The sequence below is a fragment of the Treponema sp. OMZ 855 genome (assembly GCF_024181145.1).
Classification (GTDB): Bacteria; Spirochaetota; Spirochaetia; order Treponematales; family Treponemataceae; genus Treponema.
Genome location: NZ_CP051194.1, coordinates 1,993,487 through 2,012,163, shown reverse-complemented (window position 1 = coordinate 2,012,163; position 18,677 = coordinate 1,993,487). Strand labels below are relative to the sequence as shown.

The following is an 18,677-nucleotide window of genomic DNA, read 5'->3' as shown; positions in this document are numbered from 1 at the left end:
AAGGGGCCGTAAGCCTTTTGAAATAGATAACGTAGTAGATACACCGTATATTGCCAAAAGGAGAGACCGAGATGAAAAAAAATTCCATAGTAATAAGCATTTTGTTTTTTTTGTGCTGTGCGGCGGCGTTGAATGCGGAAGAGGCAGCCGATGACTTCGGCTTTGACAGCGAGGCGGAATCGGGCAGTGCTTTTTCGATTGATATCGGCGGAAAGCTTTCTCTCGGCGGCTCGTTTTATTTTGACGATTTTAAGACTTTTAAGGATGTGCAGCCCGGTTCGATGATTGAGGGAAAGCTGCACGTTCACGCAACCGCACCGATGACGGAAGCCTATTTCGGCGTTAAGCTTAACGGTAAAACCCTCGCTCCCCTGCTCGGCACAGAGCAGAACGTTTTTCCCAAAAGTTCCCAGATTGCTTCGTGGATTGACGAAGCATATCTCAAAATGCTCTTTGGTTCGGTAGTTATTACCGGCGGCATCCAAAAGATGAACTGGGGGCGGGCGGAAAGTTTAAGTGTGCTTGATATCGTCAATCCTCGCGATAAAACCGACCTTACGCTGATGTATGCCCCGCAGGAGATGAAAATTGCCCGCCCGCTCATATCCGCAGTCGTGTACCTTCCTCATGATCTCAAACTGGAAGGCGTATATTTGCCGGTATTTGAAGGGAACCGCATTGTTACCGGAAAAACCGACCGCTGGTATTCACAGCAATTTGACCGGATATGGGGTAACAGTGCTTCGGTCTTTCATAAGCCTGCTACCAATACCCTCGCATATTCGCAGGGAGGCGGGCGGCTTACGGCTGCTGTAGGAGGCAAACACGACTTCGGCATTCAGTATTTTTACGGTCGGCTGCCAGAGCTTGCGTTTGAAACCCTTTCCCCTGCAACCTTTACCGGTCTCTATAATCCTTATCACCATATCGGCATCGATTACGGTGTCGGACTCGGCCCCGTATCGCTCAGTGCGGAATTCGCCGCAAATATCACCTCGGATTTATCGGGCAATAATCCTTCCATATATAACCCGTCGCTTGCGTGGAATATCGGTGCGGTCTATTCCGCACCCCTCGGCTTTACCGTGAGTTTGACCGCAACGGAAAATATTCGGCTTCATCATAGCAGAAGTGCTGCTCAAATCAACGATGTGGAATACGGCAAAAAAGCAACGGATACTAAGCTCGCATTTTCCGTATCGCAAACCCTCTTGCGTAATTCCTTGGAATGGAAACTCGGCGCCATTGTCGGGCTTGAGGACGCAGACTTTTGCATTATGCCCGGTATCCATTGGCAGCTCGCAACCTTGCTTATCGACTGTAATGTCGGTATCTTCGGCGGTAAAAAGACCGGAAACTTCGGACAATTTTCCCGCAACAGCTTTATCAGGCTCACCCTCGCGTATGAGTTTTAAAACAGGTTGCCTTGAAATGTGATAACCGAGGATACGTATGACATATACCCAATGGTATGATTCTCCGCTGGGGAACATTTTACTGGCAGCAGACAACGCAGGTTTGACCGGCGTGTGGTTCAACGGCGAAAAGTTTTTTGCTCAGTATCTTGAAGAACAGCATGAAGAAAAAGAAACCCCGTTTTTACAGCAAACAAAGCGATGGCTTGATGTCTATTTTTCCGGAAAAGAACCTGATTTTACCGTGCCGCTCCATTTTAACGGAACGGATTTCCAAAATGCAGTGTGGAATATCCTCTGTACTATTCCGTACGGGCATACAACTACCTACGGTGAAATAGCCAAGCAAATTGCCCGTCAACGAGGTCTATCCCGTATGTCTGCACAGGCGGTCGGCGGTGCAGTCGGTCATAATGGCATTTCCATTATCGTACCCTGTCATCGTGTTATCGGAGCGAACGGTAACTTAACCGGCTATGCAGGCGGCCTTGATAAAAAAAGAGCATTACTGACGCTGGAGAAAGTTCTGTAAGATGCAGGCAAATACAGTGTGGGTATGATAGATATATTAAAATTTGCGGAAGACTTGGTATCGGCACCGCAGCAGATGATACACAAAGCGGGTGGTTGCAATAATGAAAACGGTTTCACGGTGATTCTCGATAACAGCAATACGGAGCAGGCACAGTATCACGATGCGCCGCTTTTCTATGGTCAGACACTGACGATAAAACCACCGAATGATAATACAACAGCACAACAAACCACATCATTCGGTAATAATCCCAAGCCAACGCAAAAAACAGCACCGGATAGAGCTTCAAACAGCGCAACACCAAAAGCGAAAAAGTATGTTCCGGAGCAAATTCGCAGAATGAAGAATCTCTATCAATATGGGAATGGTTCTTTTAAGCAGATATGTAAAAACTTCTATGTGCAGGGAAAATTCATGGAGAACTATGAAGATAATGTTCCTTGGAAAGGAGAAATCAGCACTTATTATTGGTCGACCTATCATAATTTATCTTTAGCTCAGCTGCGCGGGTATTTTACATGGCGGACTGAATTGCGGAAGGGAAACTATCGGAAGCACTGCGAAACGTTTGTATCGATGTATCTGTATGAGCTGCTCAATGGGATAGGAACGAAATCGGTGGAAGATAGCCTTAGGAAAATGGAAGAATTTGAAACAGGTTATATCGATTCAGGATTTGGCGACAAATATCTGCGAGACAGGCTTCATCGGTGGATGCTGGAATTCGCTGTACTGAAGGGACTTGCCCCGGACATTGCCCGTAAGTATGCGGACAGCGACATGCTGGAAAAAGACGCCACAGTTCAAATTCTTCACTATCCGGAAAAATTCAGTGCGCAGGAAGTGTTTAATGCGTTCTGTGTGTTCGGTGGGAAGAAGACTGCCGAATCGAAGCTGATACAAGAGCGCGGGACGGAAGCTATCACCCTCTTTGCAGCAGTGTGGCGGCTTGCTTCCGTTCAATATCAAGAAGATGGAAAAAAACTTTTTCAACTTTGTTTTGGGCGCCGAAGAGCACAGGACTGGCACCCTCTTGAGTACACACTTTACTATGATAATAGTAAGAAAAGAAAATCCGTCGCATATGAGCTGAATCCTTCTCGATCATATCTCTTTAAAGAGGGAGCATGGTATGTGGTAACGTGTCAAAGCTACTATTTTAATAGAAAGATAATTGCTGACTTTTTACATGAAACAGACCGAAGACTGCGCTTATACCTCAAAATAAGACATCCGCTAAAAGAGCGAAAAGAAGCGGCATGGGCGGTACCTTATATAGAGGCGGTTATTGAGGCGGATCGGAAAGCAAAAATCGAAGCGGCACGTCCTAAGATCTCGATTGACTTTTCAGGCCTGGATAAAATCAGAAAGGATGCGCTTGAAACTCAAGGCAACCTGTTAACCGAGGAAGAGACGATGGGCTCGCCGGAATTCAATGCTGTAAACAAAGCCGTCCGCAAGAGCGCGGGCTCAAAAAAACGTACAAAAGAAAACTCAGCAGCGCGGAAGAATACAGCCGCTGTGTTGTCCGTTGCCGCGTCTCCGCACTTAGCATCTGAACAATCCGAAGCGGCAGTTCTAGCAGCGCCGTCCAATACATCCGTTCCGTTAGATGATATGCAAATGCAGCTGTTGCGGATGCTGCTCCGCGGAGAGCCGGTGCTGGAATTGATTGCAGCACAGCGCGGAATGCCGAGCGTTATCGCCGATGCTATCAATGAGGCCTTGTTTGATCTTATCGGCGATACGGTGGTAGAATGCGACGGCAAAACGATTACCCTTGTGGAAGATTATCGTGATGATATTATCGGGATATTGGGATAGGGCAATCGCATCAGAGGCTATTGTAAATCCCCCGCAAAATAATAGGCCGTTCAACCAGAATTTCGATGCGTTGCATCTCAAATGGTTGCCCAACCTATTATTTTGCGTAATTCGATTTACACTTCTGATGCGATTGCCCTACACTTTTAAAATAGCCTGTGCGAAATTTTCTCAAAAATTTCGCACAAAATGAAGACAACCGCTTAAAATATCCGTATGCGGTTGTCCTGGATATTGGGAGATGAAACAACATGAACGAAGCGGAAAGAAAAGTTCCGAAGCGGATTGCGCAGACAGTATTGCATTCTTTAAAAGGCGGTGTTGTGCCCCGTATCGGGCTGCCTTATATCACCGTCGGAAGAAAAAATGAAATTCAAGCCTTGCTGCATGATGTTGATATTATCGCCGAAGGCGGTGCTTCGTTCCGCTTTATTGTCGGGCGGTATGGCGCGGGGAAGAGTTTTTTACTGCAAGCTATCCGAAATTATGTGATGGATCGCGGGTTCATTGTTGCGGATGCAGACCTGTCTCCGGAACGGAGGCTGCAAGGAACGCGGGGACAGGGGCTTGCAACTTATCGCGAGCTGATCGGGAATCTCTCCACAAAGACAAAACCGGAGGGCGGTGCACTCACGCTGATATTGGAGCGGTGGATCAGCACCGTGCAAAGTGAAGCCTTGCAAGAAAGCGGGCTTCAACCCGGAGACCCGGCACTGACTGCGCTTGTCGATCAAAAGATTTACGCGGTAACCGCTTCGGTGAGCGAGCTGGTACACGGTTTTGAGTTTGCTCAATTACTTTCAGCCTATTATCATGCGTATCTCAAGAGCGATGATGAAACGAAAGCAAAAGTAGTGCGGTGGTTCCGGGGTGAATATGCCCTCAAGCGTGAAGCAAAGGAAGAACTCGGTGTCAATATCATTATTACGGATGATGACTGGTACGAGTATCTCAAGCTCTTTGCAACATTTTTTCGGCTGGCAGGTTATTCCGGCATGATGATTATGATCGACGAACTCGTCAATATTTATAAAGTCCCCAACTCCATCACGCGCCAGTACAATTACGAAAAACTCCTCACTATGTACAACGACACCTTACAGGGGAAGGCAAAATACCTCGGTATTATCATGGGGGCAACACCGCAGGCGATAGAGGATAAGCGGCGCGGTGTGTACAGCTACGAGGCGCTCCGCTCCCGTCTTGCAGAGGGGAAGTTTTCCAAGCCCGGTGCACGGGACTTACTTGCGCCGGTAATCCGGCTTGACCCGATCACTGCGGAAGAAATGCTGATCCTCTGCGAAAAACTCGCCGCGATGCACGCCGGTCTCTATGGCTATGAACAGAAAATCACCACGAACGACTTGGCAGGGTTTATCAAAATTGAATATGAGCGGATCGGCGCCGATGTACATATCACCCCGCGCGAAGTAATCCGGGATTTTATCGAGTTGCTGGATATTTTATACCAAAATCCGGGAATGAGCGTTATCGAGTTACTAAACTCCGATACATTTTCGTACGCAAAGTCTGATGCGGTATCGGACACCGCCGATGAAAACTATGCCGAGTTTACGATTTAAGGTGAGTGCGTAGAAGAGCGATGGATATTTTTAATCAATACGCCCCTTTTATACAGGATTATATTTACCGCTCCGGTTGGCAGGCGCTTCGTGCGGTGCAGAATGCGGCGGGCGATGCTCTTTTCAATACCGATAACAATGTGCTGCTGACGGCATCCACCGCCTCCGGCAAAACCGAAGCGGCATTTTTTCCTATTTTGAGCCTCTTATACGAAGAGCCTGCTGCCTCGGTGGGAGTGTTGTACATCGCGCCGCTCAAGGCGCTCATCAATGATCAGTTCGGGAGGCTGAACGAGCTTTGCGAGGAAGCAGGAATCGCCGTAACGCGATGGCATGGTGATGCGCCGCAGAGTCAAAAGCGGAAGCTGCTCCGTAAACCTGCGGGGATTTTACAGATCACCCCGGAATCTCTTGAAGCGCTGATGATCACCAAGCAAAGCGAAATACCCTCTTTGTTCCATGACCTCCGTTTTATCGTTATTGATGAAGTCCACTCTCTGCTGCGTGCGGACCGCGGCGGGCAAACCTTTTGTCTGATCGAGCGGCTCTGCCGGACTGCGGGCTGCAATCCCCGACGGATTGGTCTTTCCGCCACACTCGGTAACCCTGAAGAAGCGGGAGCCTTTCTTGCTGCAGGCAGCGGGAGAGAAACGGTTATCCCCAAATGCGACGGCGGCAAAGAGGTGTGGCGGCTTTCGATGGAACACTTCTTCAATACGGAGCCGCAAGCTGACGAAGGCAAGCCTATTACCATCGAAGCACTTACGGTAGAACCCGCCGCGGACACTGCCCCCAAGGCTGCCGATCCGGGGATGGGCTATATCTTTGAGCATACCCGCGGCAAAAAATGTCTCGTGTTTACCAATTCCCGCGAGGAGTGCGAGGTCGTATGCCAGCACCTCCGGCAATACTGTGAAGCCAACCACGAGCCCGACCGCTTTTTAATTCACCACGGCAACCTTTCCGCTTCGTACCGCGAAAGTGCGGAAGAAGAGATGAAGGATGACGACTCGCTTATCAGTGTGTGCGCTACCGCTACACTGGAGCTGGGGATTGATATCGGGAGACTGGAGCGGGCATTCCAGATTGATGCACCCTTTACCGTTTCCGGTTTTTTACAGCGTATGGGACGTACCGGACGGCGCGGCACTCCTTCGGAAATGTGGTTTGTTATGCGGGAAGATCATCCCGAAGCGCGGTCAATGCTGCCGGAGATGATCCCGTGGTATCTTATTCAAGGGATTGCACTTGTTCAGCTTTATATCGAAGAGCGTTTTGTGGAACCTCCGCGCACGGAAAAGCTGCCCTTCTCCCTGCTCTATCACCAGACCATGAGTACGCTTGCCTCCTCAGGAGAGATGACACCGGCGGAGCTTGCATCCAGAGTACTGTCCCTGTCGGTATTCCGCCGCATCAGTCAGGAGGACTTCCGTACCTTGCTCCGGCACCTTATCACTATTGATCATATCAACCGCACGGAAAACGGCGGGCTGATTGTCGGGATTACCGGGGAGCGGGTTGTCAACAATTATAAGTTTTACGCAGTGTTCCAAGAAAATATCGAATACACGGTGCGTTCCGGTTCCGAAGAGCTGGGAACAATCGTCAAACCGCCGCCTGCGGGCGAGAAGATAGCCATTGCAGGCAGGGTATGGGCAGTGGACGAGGTGGATCACCAGCGCCGCGAGGTATACTGTACGCTGGTAAAGGGGAATATCCCTGCGTATTTCGGTGATGTGGCAGGCGATATACACACCCGTATCTTGGAACGGATGCATACTGTCCTTGCCGAACAGAAAAGCTACCCGTACCTGATGCGCCATGCAGTGTGCCGGTTGCAGGAAGCGCGGAATACGTTCAGCAAGGCAGGGATGGACACTCACCCGCTCATTTCCCTCGGCGGCTCTATGTGGGCGCTCTTTCCTCAGCTGGGCAGCTATGCCTTTCTTGCGTTGGAACGTTTTCTCAAGCTCCGCTGCGGTACACGGCTTGGGCTCAAAGGCTTGAGTCCGTCCAGACCGTACTACCTACAGTTTACCATGCAGGTAAGCGCACAAGAATTCTATCGCATTATTGCCGAAGAAGCCGCACAAAACTTTGACCCGCTCGAGCTTGTCTACGAAAGGGAAGTTCCCATCTTTGACAAATACGACGAGTATGTTCCCTCTGAGCTGGTACGCAGAGGATTTGCCTTAGGTGTACTGGATATCGCCGGCATGAAGCAGCGGGTGCTGGGATGGAAGGAAAATGCAGAGAAAGCATAATATGAAATACAGACCAAGTTATACAATAAACCTGTTCGGAAACTTCCGTTTCTGAACAGGTTACCTTGAAGTGCGATGTTCTAAATCGTGCTATTTGTGCGATTTAGAACTCGTCTACCTGTTCCGCAACGCAGTTGCCGAACAGGTCTAATATGTCTATACTTCTAAGCAAAAACAATATCGGATACTCTTATGAATAACATTACAAGACAAATTTTTCGTGCAGTATATGAAGGGAAGTGGCTCTATGTTGAGTACTGTAATAAAAAAAGTGAGCAAGTTTCTCGATTCTGGATAGGAATAAAAGACATTCTCAAAAATAAGGACGGAACATTGTACACTTTACAATGCAGTGGCCTCCATCTTCATACGTATACACTTGCAGATAATATGTTGCTTTCTGTAGAACGTATACTATCGGCAAGTATTGTAAATGGTACATATATGCCGATAAATCAACATCTTGTTGACGATATTGATTGTAATCCTGCAAAGTATGAATTACTATTTGATGGCTCTGCAAACTTCAAAATTCTCAATTACCTTGCGGATTGCAATAAATTTGAAAGTATTCCGTCATTAAACAATGATTTTTGCCTCATAGAAAATTTAGATGACAATGTCCTCCGCAGTAATCCACAAGAATATCGCTTATCTGATACGCAGTATCGAGAAATTGTTGATGCGTTTAATAAAAAACTGAATATAAAGCAGAAAAAACATCAAATGGAGGGACAGCTGTGTCTAAATAAACTAAGCCTTTATACCCGGAAAGGGCTATATGTACTTGCGTATCGTGAAATATTTTTAAATGTCGAGAAACATACATTAGAAATATCAAACGAAATTTCTTTTAATAAAGAATTCTATATGAATGCCGATTCGGACGACGGTAAGATTGAAAGTATTCGTCGCTTTCTTGAACCATGTGAATTATATCTACTCAAAGATTTTGATAAAAACTTGCAAAAAATTGAAAACATTATTCAGGAAAAAATTTCAAAAGAAAAAATAGATGATCGTCCATATTTTTTATATTTACAACGAAATGTCAAAGTCAATCTTGAAAAAGAATATGAATCGATTCTGACTATGTATGAAACCGGTAAGGTCTCCATTCCAATACGTGCATTCTTCGGAGAACTGCATAGTATTGAAAAAAATGAAAATGATATACCTATAACATTACTGAATAAAAAAATAAATCTTGATCAGCTGCTTTCCATACACAATGCAATGCATAGTCCTGTATCATATACGCAAGGACCGCCCGGAACGGGCAAAACCAATACAATAATAAACACTATTATCACCGCATTCTTTAACAATAAAACGGTTCTATTTTCTTCGTATAACAACCATCCAATCGATACTGTGTTTCAGACTTTAAGTTCACTGCAATATAAAAGACACTCCGGAAGTATCGATACTATACCATTTCCTGTTCTCCGCCTTGGCAGTAATGAGAAAGTAAAAGAAGCATTAGGCTATATAGAAACGCTGTATCAAAAATGTAAAAACATTACAATATATACTACAACACTTGAACGAAATAAATACGATACGATAGAGCGAACAAAAAAACTATCGACATTGTTAAAAAATCATCAAGAAACGGTAGAACTTGCCGAACGAAAAGATACACTTGAAGCAATGCTTGAAAAAAACACAAGTATGGAAATGCGGCTTGGTTTGGAAGGACAGCAGCTTAATGTAATCAGAAAGAAACTTAATGAAATCCCCAAGGTTTCCGATCAGGATGCTCTTAATCTTTTGGAAAATGATGAAAATGAGTTCCTAAAATATCTTTATTATATATCAGCAAGATATATCCAACAGCTCTCAGAACCGGAGTATGATGATCTTCGTCTTATTTTAAAACTTGAAAAAGAGGAAGAACGCATTACGGCTTTTAATAAATATACATCCGTCGATGATAATATTTGTAAATTGCAAAAGATTTTTCCGATTATTGCAACTACTTGTATTTCGGCGCATAAACTCGGCAGTGGCAATCTTTGTTTTGATTGCACTATAATTGATGAAGCAAGCCAGTGTAATACAGCACTATCACTTATCCCGATTATACGCGGTAAAACGCTTATGCTGGTAGGTGATCCGCAGCAGCTTAATCCGGTAATTACCTTGGATGAGAATATCAACAAAGCATTAAGAACAAAATATGGTATTCCTGACGATTACGATTATATTACAAATTCAATCTATAAAACTTTTTTAGCAAACGATTCAATCAGTGAAGAAATCTTACTTCATAATCATTATCGTTGTAATAAAAAAATCATTCAATTCAATAATGAAAAATATTATAACAACCGGTTAAATATAGTATCAGAGTCTACGGTTTCGGAACTATTGGTATTTTATAATGTTGATAGTACAAGGACTAATTTTAAAAATACTTCCGAACAAGAAGCGGAAGCGATTGTACATTATATAAAAAATAATCCTGATAAAAGTATCGGGATTATCACTCCGTTTAGAAGTCAAAAGGAACAGATAGAATATTCAATGAGGGAAGCTGGTATCAATCCTGAAAAATACAGTTGTGGAACGGTTCATGCATTCCAAGGCGACGAAAAGGATGTTATTTTATTCTCACTCGCATTGACCGATACCACTCATAATAAAACTTATGAGTGGTTAAAAAATAATCGTGAACTGATAAATGTTGCGACATCCCGTGCAAAAGATCGCCTTGTGATATTTTCAAATAGTACTGTTCTTAATCAGCTGCACCGGAATGCAGAGAAGACAAAATCAGACGATATCTATGAACTTGCGGAATATGTAAAAGCAAAGGGCTCGTACAAGATAACAAACTGTACAAATGATTCGCGAGCTCTTGGTACAAAACCGTATAAAACGGAAACAGAAGACGCTTTTTTGGAAACATTGAACCATGCACTTTCAATTATTTCTTTAAAAAATAAAAAATACTGTGTCGAAACAGAAGTACAAGCTTCGCATATTTTTAAACCGGGGACGGTTCATCAGGACTATTTTTATCGATGCAGTTTTGATTTCGTGATTTATAAAATCGGCTATAGAAATAAGAAAGAACCAATCCTTGCGATTGAATTAAACGGACGGGAGCATTATAATAATCTACACATAAAAGATAATGACACGAAGAAAAAAGATATTTGCAGAGAGCAAGGATTTACTCTTATTCCTGTAGAAAATTCTTATGCCCGGCGGTACAACTATATCAAAGATATATTAGCCGGATATTTTGGTCAGGTGCCCGATTCATATAAGTAGACAGATTGTTAATGGTGTATATAATTAGTCCATCGGTTGGTGCCCCGAGTGAGACGGCAAGTGCAATTTTTCTTCCTGTCAGAGCTTTGCTTTTTGATCCGTATGCCCAGCCATTTGTTTATAATCTCTATGCAAACATGCTGTTTAAAAAAACAAGATAGTGTATAGGAGGACACAATGCAGAGCCATACAAAAAAAGAGCTGGGAGTTCATCCGTTTTTATTCCCGATGCCCGTACTCATGATAGCGACTTACGGTGAGGATGGAAAAGTTGATGTAATGAATATGGCATGGGGCAGTATCTGTGCAGAAAATATGGTTTTGATGAATCTTGATGAAAAACATAAGACTGCGGCGAATCTCAAGTACAAAAAAGCGTTCACCCTCAGTGTTGCGGATATCCCTCATATTGAGGAAGCGGATTTCTTTGGTATTGCAAGCGGAAATACGATGCCGGATAAATTTGAACGCAGCGGCTTAACGGCGGTTAAGAGCGCCAAGGTGGACGCACCGATTATCCAAGAGTTTCCCCTTACGCTTGAGTGCAAAGTAGTAGAGATAAAAAATGCAGTGTTCGGCTTTTACGTTGTCGGGGAAATCGTCGGAGTTCTTGCAGATGAGGCTGTTTTAAACGAAAAGGGCAAAGTTGAACCGTCAAAGCTCAATGCATTCATTTTTGATCAATTCCAAAACGGCTATTATGCCATCGGAGAAAAAGTCGGCCAAGCATGGAAGTCAGGCGTAGATTTGATGAAAAAATAGCCTGATGCGTTTACCTCCCTTTTGTGCGAAATTTTATCCAAAATTTCGCACAATTTTCCAGTAGACGGGTAAACACATCAGGGAAATAGCTCCAATTCTGCAAAATATATAGGCTGGGAGACCATTTGAGCTGCGTAGCAGCGAAACTCTGGTTGAACAGCCTATATATTTTGCAGGGCTGTCACAACTGCCTGATGCGTTTGCCCATAGCGTGCGGCGTTGACGCAGTACAATCTTTGGGTTACACTCAGTCGTTATGAAAATTTGGTTGAAATATTTTATCGGTATTGTGCTGGGGGTAACCTTTGCTCTTGTCGCCGGTGCCGAAAATACGCTATTTGTACAGGCTGTAGACTTTTTATCAAAAGCAGCGATACAGTTCGGAAGGTATGCTCTCTATCCGGCAGTTTTTTTCGGATTTACGCTCAGTATCTTTGAATTACGTGAAAATAGAAGTCTGCTCAAAGTTGCGATTATTACAAGCCTCATTATCTGCGGTGCCGCATTATTATTGTCCTGTATCGGATTAATATCCGTACTTATTCATACACCCGCTCGTATACCTATTTTTGTAGAAGGCATATCCGATGTGCAAGTTCTCGGTGTGAAAGAATCGCTATTACAGTTACTTCCTTCCAGCTCGTTCGAAGCATTGATAAATGGAACCTATATCCTACCGCTTTGCATTTTCGGCGGATTTGCAGGAGCCGGCTGCGCCGTTGATAGAAATATTGCGAAGCCGACCATCACGCTTATCGATTCTTTGGCTCGGATTTCTTATGCGGTACTGGTCTTTTTTGTGGATATGCTGGTATTCGGTATGGTAGCCGTTTCGTCCTACTGGGTAATTAAATTTCACGAAATGCTCTTGACTGCGGTTTTTGCCGATTTTGCAATTCTGCTTATTGTCGATCTATTGATTATCGCGCTTGTTATTTATCCCGCATTATTGAAAATCTTTTGCCGCGATATCAATCCGTATCGAGTTCTCTATGCAAGCCTCGCACCCATGATGGCAGCTTTTTTTTCACAGGATACCCATGTCGCGCTCAGTGTATTGCTGCGTCACTCCAACGAAAGCCTCGGTGTACGCCGGCGCATTTCCTCCGTTGCCCTTCCTGTTTTCTCCATTTTCGGGAGAGCGGGGTCGGCTTTAGTCATTACCGTCAGTTTTGTTGTGATTTTAAAATCTTATTCGATTAATGTATTTAGGATAGCTTTTAGCGATATATTTTGGCTTGTGGGATATGCCTCTCTCTTTTCATGTTTGCTCGGACGGTTTTCTATCGGGGGAACATATATTGCGCTGACCTCCTTGTGTATGCTTTACGGACGAGGCTTTGAGTCGGGGTATTTGATTTTACGTCCGGCTGCCTTTTTTATCAGCTCCATCGCGGCAGCAATTAACGCGTTAACTGCAATAACGGGAACCTATATCACAGCGTATCGATTCAACATGACCGGCAGAAAAGATTTACGATTCTTTATTTAACCGAAGCCGGTATTGAAGTGTAAAATTATGGAACAAAAATTTCCCGTTCCTTCTCTACTCAAAGAAATCAGCGGATATTTCCATGAAGCGGGCTTTTCCGCATATCTCGTAGGCGGGGCTGTCCGCGATTTTTTCTTAAAGAAAAAAGCAAGCGATTGGGATATTGCAACCGATGCGCAACCGCAGGAAGTAATGCGCTTATTCCGGCGGACAATTCCTACCGGAATAGAACACGGTACCGTTACCATCATCTATAAAAATAAGCATATCGAATGTACAACCTTCCGTACCGAAACGGATTATACCGACGGACGGCACCCTGCAGCAGTTTCATATACGGCAAGCATAGAAGCAGACCTTGCCCGCCGCGATTTTACGATGAATGCCATTGCAGTTTCGCTTCCTGACGGAGAAATCGTCGATCCCTTTAACGGCAGAGCTGATATCCGTGCAGGGCGGATTCAAACAGTTGGGAATCCGCTCGACCGATTTTTAGAGGATGGTTTGCGCCCCGTCCGTGCGGTTCGCTTTGCAGCGCAGCTCGACTTTATCGTCGATACGGGAACATTACAAGCAATCCCGCAGGCGCTGCACATTACCCAAAAAATTTCGATTGAACGATTCCGCGAAGAGTTTACAAAAATGCTCAGCTGTCAAACTCCGCTTACCGGCTTGCGGCTAATGGAAAGCACAGGGCTGCTGAATCTCTTTATTCCGGAACTGATGGAATGCCGCGGCATCGGGCAGGGAAGCTATCATCACTTTGATGTACTCGACCACAGTTTTCTGGTGTGCAATGCCTGCCCGGCAGGAATGGAACACATCCATATCCGGCTCGCGGGGCTTTTCCACGATATCGGGAAGCCCGCTGCCCGCAAGGAAGCGGCGGACGGCAGCTGTACCTTTTACCGCCACGAGGCTGTCTCCGAAAAAATGACCCGCAGCATTATGCGGCGTCTGAAATACTCTAATGCCGAAATAGAAAAGACTGCTCATTTAGTTGCCGAACACATGTTTCATTATGATCCTTCATGGACTGACGCCGCCGTCCGCCGTTTTATCGTCCGTGTTGGGAAAGAAAATATCGATGATTTATTTTCATTACGAAAAGCGGATGTTTTCGGGCTCACCGGTACGTATGCAGAGCCGAACTTTCTTGTAGAATTTACGGCACGGATTGATACGCTCCTTAAAGAGGATGGAGCATACAGCCTTAAAGATTTAGCGGTTAACGGAAAAGATTTAATGGCGATCGGTATTCCTGCGGGAAAATACCTCGGTCTGGTTTTGCATGATCTTTTGGAAACGGTATTGGATGATCCTGCGCAAAACACTAAAGAGGCGCTCTTACCCATTGCCGCAGCGCTCTATGAGCGGATACAACGGTTTCAATAGGCGATGACGTTTTTAGTTTTTACATTGCATGGATTGGATGTAGCCGTTAGGGTTTTCAATTTTGCTACTGCTTAATGGAATAACAGCCGCCTTCTTCTGCAACAAAACCTTCGCGAATGAGACCTTCGAGCGCTTTATCGAAGAGGAGCTTTTCCGTCTGTGTGTTGCCGTACAGCTCTGCATATCCTTGATTACTGTGTGCCGTAAGGGTTCTAATTACTGCGCCGCGTGCTTGCCGTACCGAACCTTCAAACTTGGACTGTTTGGTATAATGCCTGCTTTTTCTGTTCGGATTGACGGTCTTCTTTTTTAATTCTGCGCCGTAATCCATCAGCGCGTAGTACCAAAGCCGCGGATTTTCTTTATACAGAGAGGCTTCGATATGAGGGAATAATTCTTTATCGCTGATATCGGTTTTGTCCTTAAAAAAGAAAAAGATAAACACCGCGCGGATATTTGTTTCGATAAATGCATTGGGTTTATTGTAGGCGAATGTCGAAATCGCGGCAGCCGTGTAGGGGCCGATACCCGAAAGCGTTTGAAGCGTTTCAGGAGCATCGGGAACAACGCCGCCGTATTCGCTTACAATGGTTTGGGCGCACTGATGTAAAAAACGCGCGCGGCGATTGTATCCCAAGCCTACCCACTGTTCAAGCACCTGTACGAGTGAGGCTGCCGCAAGGTCTTGCACCGTGGGGAACACTTCCAACCAGCGGTTGTATTTTTCCACCACCCGCTCGGTCTGCGTTTGCTGCAGCATAAATTCGGACACGAGGATGGAGTACGGATCGTTCGTCGTGCGCCATGGAAAAGATCGCCCATGTGCATCATAGTAATCTAAAATCGCTTTTTGAAAATCGGTGTAATCGGGATGAGGTGGTGCTTCAAGAATACTCATTTGTTTACTATGGATAAGCTGTTCGCTCTTCAAGGCTTGGTATTCCGAACCTTTGTTATGTGTCTGCTTTCGGAACAATGAGCGAACGCCGTAAAAGCTCGTCTATGATAAGCTCTACAATGAGATCGGGGGTATAATGCTCCGTATCGATCAGCATATCGGCAAAGGCATAATCGGTGTTATCGATATTGTACAGTTCTTTGTACCGGCGGGTGTCGTCGCTGTCACGCATCGCGGTAAACTCTTTGATATGTTCAAGGCTTCCGCCCTCCCGCTGAAAGATACGCCCGGCACGTACTTCATCAGAGGCATAAAGATAGACTTTTAAATCTGCCTCTTTCAGCATCCAAATCGCAAGGCGGGAACCCAGTACACACGATGATTTCAGCGCCTGCTCAACTTGGCGGTTATCGACAATGCGGTCAAAGCTGAAATCAGTCTTCGCTTGCTCAATGACTTTCTTTAACGGCATATCCAATTCTTTTGCAAGATTCCTAAAGGTATAATTGATGCACGGAATACCCAATGTGTCGGCAAGCAAGGTAGAGACCGTCGTGTTGCCGCAGCCGGAAGCACCTGAGATTGCAATGCGCAGCTCTTTTTTTGCAGGAATAGCATAGTCGTTTTTCATCAGTGTATCCCTCATTCGATATTGTGAGCTTGCTCGCGGATATTTTCCAGAGCATCTTTAGCGGAGATTACCGCTTGTCCGATTTCCGTCAGCTGATTTTTGGAGCCGATGGTGTTAATCTCCCGATTGATTTCCTGACATAAAAAATCAATTCTCCGGCCGGGAGTTTCGTTCTCTGTAATTTCTTTTTCTAAAGCGGCGATATGAGCTTTTGCCCGTATAATTTCTTCATTGATTGTATACTTAACAAGCAGCACCGCAGTCTCCTGCATAACACGCTGCGGATCCGGCTCACGCTCCATAAGGTCGGAAAATTTCTTTTTCAGCATTGCAGAAAAAAGTTGTTCCATTCTCGCAGCGTGCCGCTCAATCTCCGCAACGGAGTTGGAAAGTACGGCAAGCATTTTCCGTATGTCTGCGGACAATGCCTTGCCTTCTTCAATCCTGCACGCATTGAATTTTTCAGTCAGCTTATCGAGAAGGGGAGTAAGGGCTTTTTGCCAAAGTTCCTCATCAAAATTTTTATCGATTTGTAACACTCCCTCTTGCCGTAAAATCAGGTCGAGCGTGATTTGATTTTCCATTCCGAGCGCATGAGCAATATCAGCGATGGATTTATAGTAGGACTGTGCGAGAGGTATATTGGGCAGGATGGGCTGATCATTATGGATTTTTTTTAAACGCAAATAAAAATCGACCTTGCCCCGTATGATACGCTTGGAAAAATATTTGCGTAAAAACGGTTCAAGTTGAGTGATTGTAGAGGGAATATTGATGTTGAGATCCAAAAATCGGGAGTTATAGCTCTTTAATTCGCAGAAAATATCGGTACCGCTCACAATGCCGTCAAGATAGGCATAGCTCGTCATGCTTTTCATACGTGCGCCTTTTCGAGTAAGTCGTTATAAACGGCTCGACCGAGCTTCCAATTGTCGCCTGCACCGACGGTGATGAATAAATCGTTTGGGCGCAACTCACGCTCTACAAAATCCTTTGCGTCCATAATCTCTTCAAAATAATGAACTCGTTTGTGCCGCTTCTTCATTTGTTCATACAAGGTTTTGCCGTTTGTCGAACCGCTGTATTTTTCCCGTGCGGAAGCATAAATCTTATGCAGGATAACCGTATCGGCGTAGGAAAAAGCGTCGGCAAATTCGGGGAGCAGCGCTGCAGTACGCGAATAGGTATGCGACATAAAGTCTGCAATAATACGCCGTTTGGGATAAAACTCGTGTATGCCCTTGAGGGTTTTATAAATTGCGGTGGGATGATGCCCGTAATCATCCATGAAGAGGATGCCGTTGACTTCGCCCAAAATTTCGCTGCGCCGCTTTGCTCCCTTAAACGAGGCGAGACTGTTCCTGATTGCGGTGAGGTCGGCAGCGGTAACTTCTTTCCGCTCCTGTTTGATAAGTCCGATTACCAGCGCGATAGCAGCAGCGGCATTGAGGACGCTGTGTTCTCCCGGAATACCGATACGGAATTCTCCGTCAAAACCGCGGAGGGAAAAAACGGACTGTCCGTTTTGGATGCCGAGGGTTTTAATCCCGTAATCGCCGTGTGCCGTTTTGCCGTAAGGCGTTAAGACAAGATCGGGACGGGAAGAAAATGTCAGTTTTGCCGCCTCCCGCGCTCCTGCATCGTCGGAACAATAAATTAATTCGGTGAACTGGGGCAGGCGGTCGATGTATTGCAAAAAGGCGGTTAATATATCTTCGTATTGCGGATAATAATCCTGATGGTCGCTTTCGATACTAGTAAGTACGATTTTTTGCGGATGGAAAAATAAAAAGTTACGTTTATACTCACAGGTTTCGGCGACAAAATATTTTGAACCGTTGATAACTGTGCATCCGCCGCCGAAGTTAGACACCGCACTGCCTGCCAATACGGAGGCGCTTAAATGTAAGTCTTTTAAAAGAGTTCCTGCGATACCGGTGGTCGTTGTTTTGCCGTGCACGCCTGCAATACCTGCCGAATAACTGTGTTGAGAAAAAGCGCCGAGCGCTTCGGGATAGCTCATGCGCGGGATATTTTGTTCTACAGCGGCGTGCAGCTCCGGATTTTTATCGGGCGTGTAAGCCGTTGAATATATGATAAGCTTTGTAGAGGCGGGAATATTTGAAGGTGCAAAAGGACTGCTTACCGGTATGTTCAGCTTGCGTAAAAGTGCATCGGTATAAAATTCATCGCTGACATCGCTGCCGGTTAGCTTTGCGCCTCGCGAAACGAGCAGCTCCGCTAAGGCTGCCATACCGGTGCCTTTAATACCAATCATGTGTATGTGATAGCCGGAGAGGTTTTCAGGTAAACGTGTTACAATCATAGATGAGCACATAATAATGAAAAAGCGTGTTTTACACAAGAAGAAGTTGTTCAGGGCTTGACACCCAATACCGTCTTGTGTAGTATAAAACAGCCTTTGGGACTATAGCTCAGCTGGATAGAGCGTCAGATTCCGGATCTGAAGGCCGGCGGTTCGAATCCGCCTAGTCTCATTCTTTTAATAATATTAAACTTCTTGTTGTTTCCCGTATTTCATGCCTGCCTTGTTAGGTCTATTTTAACCGGTCTGTTGACCATTATATTTTTTGAA

13 protein-coding genes, 1 tRNA gene and 1 pseudogene are annotated in these 18,677 nt (G+C 45.2%); 10 read left to right on the top strand and 5 right to left on the bottom strand.

Features of this window, described 5'->3' with window-relative positions:
* Nucleotides 1-71 precede the first annotated feature (71 nt).
* The 6 genes from E4N65_RS09050 to E4N65_RS09025 all read left to right on the top strand — a co-directional run bounded on the left by E4N65_RS09050 (nucleotide 72) and on the right by E4N65_RS09025 (nucleotide 10,903).
* Nucleotides 72-1,415 carry a hypothetical protein gene (locus tag E4N65_RS09050; RefSeq protein WP_253672906.1) on the top strand — a complete coding sequence of 448 codons (1,344 nt, stop codon included), beginning with the start codon at nucleotides 72-74 and terminating at the stop codon, nucleotides 1,413-1,415.
* 37 nt (nucleotides 1,416-1,452) lie between these two features.
* Complete coding sequence (locus tag E4N65_RS09045; protein ID WP_253672905.1) at nucleotides 1,453-1,947, top strand: methylated-DNA--[protein]-cysteine S-methyltransferase; 495 nt, start codon at nucleotides 1,453-1,455, stop codon at nucleotides 1,945-1,947.
* 24 nt (nucleotides 1,948-1,971) lie between these two features.
* Nucleotides 1,972-3,774, top strand: coding sequence for a TerB N-terminal domain-containing protein (locus E4N65_RS09040; RefSeq protein WP_253672904.1), 1,803 nt, complete (start codon nucleotides 1,972-1,974; stop codon nucleotides 3,772-3,774).
* Nucleotides 3,775-4,025: 251 nt separating this feature from the next.
* Nucleotides 4,026-5,357, top strand: coding sequence for an ATP-binding protein (locus E4N65_RS09035; protein ID WP_253672903.1), 1,332 nt, complete (start codon nucleotides 4,026-4,028; stop codon nucleotides 5,355-5,357).
* 20 nt (nucleotides 5,358-5,377) lie between these two features.
* Nucleotides 5,378-7,621 (top strand): DEAD/DEAH box helicase, encoded by a 2,244-nt coding sequence (locus tag E4N65_RS09030; RefSeq protein ID WP_253672902.1) that lies wholly within the window; start codon nucleotides 5,378-5,380, stop codon nucleotides 7,619-7,621.
* 444 nt (nucleotides 7,622-8,065) lie between these two features.
* Nucleotides 8,066-10,903 (top strand): AAA domain-containing protein, encoded by a 2,838-nt coding sequence (locus tag E4N65_RS09025; protein WP_253672901.1) that lies wholly within the window; start codon nucleotides 8,066-8,068, stop codon nucleotides 10,901-10,903.
* A gap of 37 nt (nucleotides 10,904-10,940) precedes the next feature.
* Here E4N65_RS09025 and E4N65_RS12245 read toward each other — a convergent pair.
* A pseudogene (locus tag E4N65_RS12245) lies at nucleotides 10,941-11,021 on the bottom strand (flavodoxin family protein); the annotation flags it as partial.
* 59 nt (nucleotides 11,022-11,080) lie between these two features.
* On the opposite strand from E4N65_RS12245, the gene E4N65_RS09020 reads away from it, so the two are divergent.
* From E4N65_RS09020 to E4N65_RS09010, 3 genes are all read left to right on the top strand, one after another.
* Entirely contained in the window at nucleotides 11,081-11,665 is a 585-nt protein-coding gene (locus tag E4N65_RS09020; RefSeq protein ID WP_044015239.1) for a flavin reductase family protein, read from the top strand.
* 256 nt (nucleotides 11,666-11,921) lie between these two features.
* Nucleotides 11,922-13,157 carry a dicarboxylate/amino acid:cation symporter gene (locus E4N65_RS09015; RefSeq protein ID WP_253672900.1) on the top strand — a complete coding sequence of 412 codons (1,236 nt, stop codon included), beginning with the start codon at nucleotides 11,922-11,924 and terminating at the stop codon, nucleotides 13,155-13,157.
* Nucleotides 13,158-13,184: 27 nt separating this feature from the next.
* On the top strand, nucleotides 13,185-14,552 hold the full coding sequence (locus E4N65_RS09010) for a CCA tRNA nucleotidyltransferase (protein WP_253672899.1): 1,368 nt from the start codon (nucleotides 13,185-13,187) through the stop codon (nucleotides 14,550-14,552).
* 64 nt (nucleotides 14,553-14,616) lie between these two features.
* On the opposite strand, the gene E4N65_RS09005 is transcribed toward E4N65_RS09010, so the two are convergent.
* From E4N65_RS09005 to murC, 4 genes are read right to left on the bottom strand one after another with little or no spacing between them, the layout of a single operon-like run.
* Nucleotides 14,617-15,450 carry an HhH-GPD family protein gene (locus E4N65_RS09005; protein WP_253672898.1) on the bottom strand — a complete coding sequence of 278 codons (834 nt, stop codon included), beginning with the start codon at nucleotides 15,448-15,450 and terminating at the stop codon, nucleotides 14,617-14,619.
* Nucleotides 15,451-15,505: 55 nt separating this feature from the next.
* Nucleotides 15,506-16,081 carry a (d)CMP kinase gene (gene cmk, locus E4N65_RS09000; protein WP_253672897.1) on the bottom strand — a complete coding sequence of 192 codons (576 nt, stop codon included), beginning with the start codon at nucleotides 16,079-16,081 and terminating at the stop codon, nucleotides 15,506-15,508.
* Between the two features lie 11 nt (nucleotides 16,082-16,092).
* Nucleotides 16,093-16,959, bottom strand: coding sequence for a YicC/YloC family endoribonuclease (locus E4N65_RS08995; protein ID WP_253672896.1), 867 nt, complete (start codon nucleotides 16,957-16,959; stop codon nucleotides 16,093-16,095).
* Nucleotides 16,956-18,407, bottom strand: coding sequence for a UDP-N-acetylmuramate--L-alanine ligase (murC, locus tag E4N65_RS08990; protein ID WP_253672895.1), 1,452 nt, complete (start codon nucleotides 18,405-18,407; stop codon nucleotides 16,956-16,958). The genes E4N65_RS08995 and murC overlap by 4 nt, the downstream gene beginning before the upstream one ends.
* A gap of 98 nt (nucleotides 18,408-18,505) precedes the next feature.
* Here murC and E4N65_RS08985 point away from each other — a divergent pair.
* Nucleotides 18,506-18,579, top strand: a tRNA-Arg gene (locus E4N65_RS08985).
* Nucleotides 18,580-18,677: the final 98 nt, after the last annotated feature.

Excerpts from the sequence above, each read along its gene's own strand:
- E4N65_RS09050 (WP_253672906.1), top strand. The coding sequence starts at position 72 with ATGAAAAAAAATTCCATAGTAATAAGCATTTTGTTTTTTTTGTGCTGT.
- E4N65_RS09045 (WP_253672905.1), top strand. The coding sequence starts at position 1,453 with ATGACATATACCCAATGGTATGATTCTCCGCTGGGGAACATTTTACTG.
- E4N65_RS09040 (WP_253672904.1), top strand. The coding sequence starts at position 1,972 with ATGATAGATATATTAAAATTTGCGGAAGACTTGGTATCGGCACCGCAG.
- E4N65_RS09035 (WP_253672903.1), top strand. The coding sequence starts at position 4,026 with ATGAACGAAGCGGAAAGAAAAGTTCCGAAGCGGATTGCGCAGACAGTA.
- E4N65_RS09030 (WP_253672902.1), top strand. The coding sequence starts at position 5,378 with ATGGATATTTTTAATCAATACGCCCCTTTTATACAGGATTATATTTAC.
- E4N65_RS09025 (WP_253672901.1), top strand. The coding sequence starts at position 8,066 with ATGCCGATAAATCAACATCTTGTTGACGATATTGATTGTAATCCTGCA.
- E4N65_RS09020 (WP_044015239.1), top strand. The coding sequence starts at position 11,081 with ATGCAGAGCCATACAAAAAAAGAGCTGGGAGTTCATCCGTTTTTATTC.
- E4N65_RS09015 (WP_253672900.1), top strand. The coding sequence starts at position 11,922 with ATGAAAATTTGGTTGAAATATTTTATCGGTATTGTGCTGGGGGTAACC.
- E4N65_RS09010 (WP_253672899.1), top strand. The coding sequence starts at position 13,185 with ATGGAACAAAAATTTCCCGTTCCTTCTCTACTCAAAGAAATCAGCGGA.
- E4N65_RS09005 (WP_253672898.1), bottom strand. The coding sequence starts at position 15,450 with ATGAGTATTCTTGAAGCACCACCTCATCCCGATTACACCGATTTTCAA.
- cmk (WP_253672897.1), bottom strand. The coding sequence starts at position 16,081 with ATGAAAAACGACTATGCTATTCCTGCAAAAAAAGAGCTGCGCATTGCA.
- E4N65_RS08995 (WP_253672896.1), bottom strand. The coding sequence starts at position 16,959 with ATGAAAAGCATGACGAGCTATGCCTATCTTGACGGCATTGTGAGCGGT.
- murC (WP_253672895.1), bottom strand. The coding sequence starts at position 18,407 with ATGATTGTAACACGTTTACCTGAAAACCTCTCCGGCTATCACATACAC.